This is a genomic window from Cryobacterium sp. TMT2-10 (assembly GCF_004403075.1).
Taxonomy (GTDB): Bacteria; Actinomycetota; Actinomycetes; order Actinomycetales; family Microbacteriaceae; genus Cryobacterium; species Cryobacterium shii.
Genome location: NZ_SOGW01000021.1, coordinates 22,211 through 28,576, shown reverse-complemented (window position 1 = coordinate 28,576; position 6,366 = coordinate 22,211). Strand labels below are relative to the sequence as shown.

Here is a 6,366-nt window from a genome sequence, read left to right as displayed (position 1 = left end):
GATGGGCTGGGCATGGTGGATCGGTTCCTGGTTCTCGCCCTACGTCATGCGGCGGACTTGCTGTTAGCTGCTGGCCTCACCCAACCCTGACACGTAGGGTCCACGAGTATGAGACCCATGATGCACCCCACGAGCGCGAGGAGGAGCAAGTGAGGGGTCACGTCCCGCTGAGTGGTGGAGTTTCTCGACACAGTGCGGGACCGACGGTTTCCGACGGCGCAAGTGAACGCCTCGACCGAAGCGTCTAGACCTTTCCTGATCTCGATCTGACCGGGAGTCCCCTGCAATTTCTGAGACGAATCTAGCGGAATACCTTGACCCACCTAACCGGCCTCGACGCAATGAACGGTGCATTGGGCAGCCCGGGCTGTGTCAGCACGGTCGCCCGGTATTTGTCGCAGGAAGCAATCCTTCACGCGCCTCAAACCGACCTGGACACTTGCCGCGTTGCAGAAGATGAGCCAGTCTGGCCGCGGGGTCCATTCAACGGCTCCGGCGGAGGCGTTCAGATGCCAGACCCGGCAATGCAGGAGGCTCTGGCCCGGTTCGCCAGCCGCCCACCGGAGCAGGTGCTGGCCGACCTGGGGTCGTCCCCGGACGGCCTGAGCGACGACGAAGCGACTCGAAGATTGACGGAGTTCGGCCCCAACGCCGTGCGCACCCACGCAGCCCGGGCGTGGCCGGTGCTCGTGAGGCAACTGCGCAGCCCCATCCTGATCCTGTTGTTCCTGACCGCCGCCCTCTCGCTCTTCCTCGGCGATGTCACGAACTCGATCGTCATCGCCGTCATCCTGGTGGCGAGCGTGGGGCTTGGGTTCGTTAACGAGTTCCGGGCCGAGCAGGCCGTGGAATCCTTGCACTCCCGGGTGTCGCGGCGCGCCGTCGTGGTGCGGGACGGTGCCGCTCGGCAGATTGACGTGGTGGAGCTGGTCGCCGGTGACGTGGTGCATCTCGGGCTGGGTTCGATCGTGCCGGCGGACATCCGTGTACTGCGGAGTGAGGATCTACTCTGCGACGAGAGCATTCTCACCGGGGAGTCGCTGCCGGTCGAGAAGAACCCGACCCCAGTGCCGGCAGATGCCGCTCCCGGCGACCTGGCCTCCTGCGTGCTCATGGGCACCGTGATTCAGACTGGCAGCTGCATGGGCGTCGTCGTGGCCACGGGCGGACGCGCCGAATTCGGGCGGATCGCCCTGGGGCTCGGGGAAACGCAGCCCCAGACTGAATTCCAGCTCGGGCTGAAGCGCTTCTCGTTCCTCCTCGTGCGCGTGGCCGTGGTGCTGACGAGCCTGATCTTCCTAGCCAACTTGGTGCTCCAGCGCCCGCTGCTCGAGTCACTGCTGTTCTCTCTCGCCATCGCGGTGGGGATCACCCCGCAGCTTCTCCCCGCCGTGGTCAGCACGAGTCTGGCCACAGGTGCGCGACGTCTGGCCCAGCGCCGGGTCCTCGTGAAGCGGCTGGTCTGCATTGAGGATCTGGGCGACATGGATGTTCTGGTCACGGACAAGACCGGCACCCTGACCGAGGGGCGCATCCGGTTCACCGGCACCATGTCGGTTCGTCCCGAGGTCTCTGATGAGGAAGTAGCCGTGCTTGGGCTGGTTGCGACCGAGGCGGACTTCACCGGCGGCAAGGTCTCCACGGTGGGCCAGAATCCGCTGGACGCGGCCCTCTGGCAGTCCCCCGCCGCCGCGGCGTTCGAGCCATCGCGCTACGCGCACCTCGACGTGACTCCGTTCGACCACCACCGGCGGATGACCAGCGTGCTGGTCCGGGACGGCGAGGGAACGGTCAGCCTGGTAGCCAAGGGTGCGCCGGAAGACCTGCTGCGTATCTGCATCGGCACCTCCGACGCGGCCCTCGCACTGCTTGCCGAGCAGTTCGACTCCGGTGCCCGAGTCATCGCCGTGGCCAGCCGCCCGGCCGTGGGCCAGAAACGGATCAGCATCGCCGATGAGCACGACCTGGTTCTGGCCGGGTTCCTTCTTTTCGCCGACGAGCAGAAGGCGAATGCCCGCGAGTCCCTGGATCGGCTCGAGGCGCTGGGAATCACGGTGAAAGTTGCGACGGGCGACAATGCCCGGGTCACTGAGCGGGCCTGCGCCGACCTCGGCGTGATCTCCGGTGGAACCCTGACTGGGGTGCAGATCAATGGGCTCTCCGACGCGGAGCTCGGTTCGGCCGCCGAGCAGGCGACCATCTTCGCCCGGGTCTCGCCCGAGCAGAAGGCGCGGGTGATCCGGATGTTGCGCGCCAACGGGAGGGCGGTCGGGTTCTTGGGTGACGGGGTCAACGATGCGCTGGCGCTGCACGACGCCGATGTGGGTATCTCGGTGGACAGCGCGACCGACGTCGCCAAGGACGCGGCCGACATCGTGCTCCTGGAGAAGGACCTGGGCGTGCTGGCGGATGGAGTCGTCGAGGGACGACGGACCTTTGCCAACACCATCAAGTACGTGCTCATGGGCACGTCCAGCAACTTTGGGAACATGTTCAGCGCCGCCGTGGCATCCGTATTCTTGAGTTTCCTGCCGATGCTGCCGGGACAGATCCTGCTCAACAATCTGCTCTACGACGCGGGCCAGCTCGCCATCCCCAGCGACCGTGTAGACGAGGAGCAGGTTCGGGCGCCGGCGCACTGGAACATCGGGTTCATCCGCCGCTTCATGCTGCTCTTCGGCGGCATCAGCTCACTCTTCGACTTCGCCACCTTCGCCCTGATGCTTCTGGTGTTCAACGCGGGACCCGGCGAGTTCCGGTCGGGCTGGTTCATTGAATCGATCGCCACCCAGACGCTGATCATTTTCTCGATCCGAACCCGACGAGTACCGTTTCTGCGCAGCCGGCCGTCGACGGGGCTCACTGTGGCAGCGTTCGGAGTGGTGGCCATCGGCGCGTATCTGCCGTTCTCAGCGCTCGGGCCCCTGCTCGGCTTCGCACCGCTCCCGGCACCCTTCTTCCTGGCACTTGCCGGTCTGATCGTGGTCTACCTGCTGCTGGTGGAATTCGCCAAACTGTTCTTCTACGCCCGGGTGGCCGCGCCGCCTGTGCCAGAGCGCCGGAGAGCACCCAGCCACCGGATCGGCCGGCGAGCGGCCGCCTTCAGCGTGGGGCACTCCGGAGCAAGCGGCTTCCGGCCCGCTAGCTCCGGCCCTCGTTCGCGAGCGTGATGGCGGCCACATGCGGAATCAGGATCTAGGCCGCGGGACGGAACTTCACGCGAGAGCTCGCCGTCGAACCGCTGGATTTCGAGGTCGGCAATATCGTTCTCGGGTCCCGCGATGAGGGATGCGCCCACATCGACTACGTCGTCGAGGTCGATTCGGCGTGACGAACGGTGTCGACAAAGTGCGGAGCACGCAAATCGGTCTACGGGGGCGTTTGGCATGGTCTTTGGCGATGAACCGGCTTTGCGACAGACTCAGCTTGTGACCCCAATTGAGCAAGACCCCACTACGGTGGGTCCAATGGTTGACCGGCTCTCGCAACATTTCCCGGGTACGCCCCGAGATCACATCACTGAGACCGTCCGCGAGGGATATCGTGCTCTCTCGGAAAACCCTATTCGTGCCTACGTACCCAATTTAGTTGAGCATGCTGCACGCACCCGTCTGAGGCGCGAGGCGCGAAACGACAGCACCGCTGCCTGACCGCTCGTCACGCGCGCATCGTTCACCTCTAGGCCTATGACGTTTTTGTTGCGTCGTGAAGGCGCAGCCGTCCTTTGGCCCTGTGTTCAACCAGCACGGGCACGTATTCTCGGATCGGACGTCCATCCAAAGCCTTGTGCTCTTCAAGGACCGCCCGCCCGAAGCTGGGCCGCGGACTATGAGGGAATCTCTCGACGAGGCGGTCGACTACCTTCGCAACGGCCTTCAGGCTTCGCCGCCACGGACTTCATGATCACCATCACCCTGTCCGCGGCAGACGCCGCGGCGCACGCTATCGAGAATCCGTTCGCCCCGTCCTGGATGCAGGGCCAGGAGGTGCTGGTCACACTCTTCCTCGTCGCGCTCCTCAGCATCGTCTTCCTCCTCGGCTTCAAAGAGGCCATCGGTATCGCAGTTGTGCTCGTCGCGATCTATCTGCTCCTCAACCTGGTGGTGATCGTGGTGGCCATCGGTCATGTCGCCGAACACGCGACTTGATTACTGATTGGTGGGCGGCACTCACCGAGCAACACGCAAACCCGCTCGTCATGGTGGGCATCGCCCTGCTGGTTTTCCCCAAGCTAGCCCTGGGCCTGTCCGGATTCGAGACCGAGGTCGCCGTGATGCCGCAAGTGACCGGGGACGCGACCGATACCGAGGATGACCCCGCGGGCCGGATCCGCGGCACCAAGCGACTCCTGACCACGGCGGCTCTGATCATGAGTGGCTTCCTGATCACGTCCAGTCTCGTCACGACCCTGCTGATTCCACAGAAGGACTTCCAGCCCGGCGGCCCGGCCAACGGTCGCGCCCTTGCGTATCTCGCTCACGAGTACCTCGGTCCGTTTTTCGGGTCCGTCTACGACCCCAGAACCATCTGCATCCTGTGGTTCGCCGGTGCGTCAGCGATGGCCGGTCTGCTCAATCTCGTGCCGCGATATCTGCCGCGGTACGGCATGGCGCCGCAGTGGGCGCCGGCCGTTCGACCGCTTGTGCTCGTCTTCACCGCGATTGCCTTCCTCATCACTGTCGCCTTCCAGGCGAGCGTCGACGCCCAGGGCGGCGCGTACGCCACCGGAGTGCTCGTGCTGATGACCTCGGCCGCCGTCGCGGTGACCCTCTCCGCCCGGCGCAAGGGACAACGCTGGAGCGCAGTCGGGTTCGGCATCACGGCGCTGATCCTTATCTACACGACGATCGCCAACGTCATCGAACGCCCGGACAGCGTGCGGATCGCTGCGCTCTTCATCCTCGCCATCATGACCACGTCGATCCTCTCCCGGGTGCGACGCTCTTTCGAGCTGCGGGCGACCTCCGTAGTGTTGGATTCCCACGCGCTCGACTTTGTGACATCAGATGCTGAGGACTACGACGTCATCCGTATCATTTCCCACGAACCCGACGAAGACACCGAGGCCGAGTACCGGGTCAAGAGCCGTGACGAGCGACGGTTCGGTAACATCCCGCCAGGTTCACCGATCATCTTCCTGGAGGTGCATCCCTCGGACTCCTGTGCGCTCAGAGAGGAGGGCCGCTCGAACTCGGCGAGAGCTGCGAAGATCCCGGGGACCTTGCCGGATGCGATCGTGGTGTCGATCGCTGCGCCCTCTCCGGTGAGCAGCTTGGGACCGGTGCCCCGGTCGGTGAGGTCATGCACGGTGTTCGCGCCTGGCGTTCAAACGATAATACGCAATGGGGCAATACCTGGAATCTCGGAGATGAGCGAGCGGGATGCGCTCGAGCTCACAAACCGGTGTTGAATAAACGTGCGCGCATCAAGTCCCCAGACCCAGACGGTGGGCCGCTCTAGACTCTTTGGAGAATGCAGCCAATAGTTCTCTCAGTCCGTCTGGTGCGACAGGGATCAAACGGTTTGGGCTGACGCCGACGGGTCGTAGAGGTCTGGTCTACGGTCGTTTAGATACGGGTTTCGGAGGCGAGCTTGGTCGACGATTTCTGTATCGATGACCGCGGTCAGTATCCGTGTGCCGTGCACGATCGAGTCGAGCACCCTCGCATAGGGGTCCACAATCGAGCTGCGACCGACGTAGGCGAGGTCGCCTTCCTCTCCGTCATGGTTGACGTAGGCCATGTAGATCTGGTTTTCCCAGGCGCGCACTGGAATGAGCTGCTCGGCGATGAATTTGAACGGCGTCATCTGCGCGGTCGCAACAATGACCGCATGAGCTCCCGCCAACGCCGCGGCGCGAACGGTCTCGGGGAACTCAACGTCGTAGCAAATGAGCATGGCTAGACGAACACCTCGATAGTCCACAGTGGATACGAGCTGCTCGCCGCGGGTGAAGAGCTCCCGGTCGAGGCTGCCGAACAGGTGCGTCTTGCGGTAATGACCGAGCACCGCGCCGCCCTCGTCCAGGAAGACAACTGAGTTGTAGAGGCGATCCTCCTCGTACTCTGGCAGCCCCACGATCATCGCGAGACCCTCCTCCCGCGCGATCTCTTGCACCTTGATGAGCAGATCCAACTTGGCCAAATCGAACAGCTTGTCGCCGAGGTTGTATCCAGTGAGGAAGAGTTCGGGGGTGATCAGGAGCTCTCCCCCACCCGCCTTCGTTGTTCTCGCCGCTGCCCTCAGTTCTCCGAGATTGGAGGCGACGTTCCCTGGGGAACCCGCGGTCTGCAATCCAGCGATGGAGAGTTTCATGTCTACCTTTCGGTGTGAGCTATATGCACGCATGGACTAGTTACCGTGTGG

The 6,366-nt window shown here is 63.9% G+C and carries 4 protein-coding genes and 2 pseudogenes; 3 read left to right on the top strand and 3 right to left on the bottom strand.

Annotated elements, in window-relative coordinates; translation table 11 throughout:
• Window positions 1–509 precede the first annotated feature (509 nt).
• Window positions 510–3,170 carry a magnesium-translocating P-type ATPase gene (mgtA, locus tag E3T37_RS01905; protein WP_134365159.1) on the top strand — a complete coding sequence of 887 codons (2,661 nt, stop codon included), beginning with the start codon at window positions 510–512 and terminating at the stop codon, window positions 3,168–3,170.
• Window positions 3,171–3,281: 111 nt separating this feature from the next.
• On the top strand, window positions 3,282–3,650 hold the full coding sequence (locus tag E3T37_RS17770; protein WP_370263955.1) for a three-helix bundle dimerization domain-containing protein: 369 nt from the start codon (window positions 3,282–3,284) through the stop codon (window positions 3,648–3,650).
• A gap of 34 nt (window positions 3,651–3,684) precedes the next feature.
• Here E3T37_RS17770 and E3T37_RS17765 read toward each other — a convergent pair whose 3' ends face one another.
• Complete coding sequence (locus tag E3T37_RS17765; RefSeq protein ID WP_134365163.1) at window positions 3,685–3,879, bottom strand: three-helix bundle dimerization domain-containing protein; 195 nt, start codon at window positions 3,877–3,879, stop codon at window positions 3,685–3,687.
• On the opposite strand from E3T37_RS17765, the pseudogene E3T37_RS01895 reads away from it, so the two are divergent.
• Window positions 3,843–5,179 (top strand): annotated as a pseudogene (locus E3T37_RS01895) (amino acid transporter); the annotation flags it as partial. The gene E3T37_RS17765 and the pseudogene E3T37_RS01895 overlap by 37 nt on opposite strands.
• Here the strand turns inward: E3T37_RS01895 and E3T37_RS17255 are convergent.
• Window positions 5,178–5,313, bottom strand: a pseudogene (locus E3T37_RS17255) (recombinase family protein); the annotation flags it as partial. The pseudogenes E3T37_RS01895 and E3T37_RS17255 sit on opposite strands and share 2 nt — an antisense overlap.
• 201 nt (window positions 5,314–5,514) lie before the next feature.
• Window positions 5,515–6,315, bottom strand: a complete 801-nt coding sequence (locus E3T37_RS01885; protein WP_134365158.1) for a carbon-nitrogen hydrolase family protein — start codon at window positions 6,313–6,315, stop codon at window positions 5,515–5,517.
• Window positions 6,316–6,366: the final 51 nt, after the last annotated feature.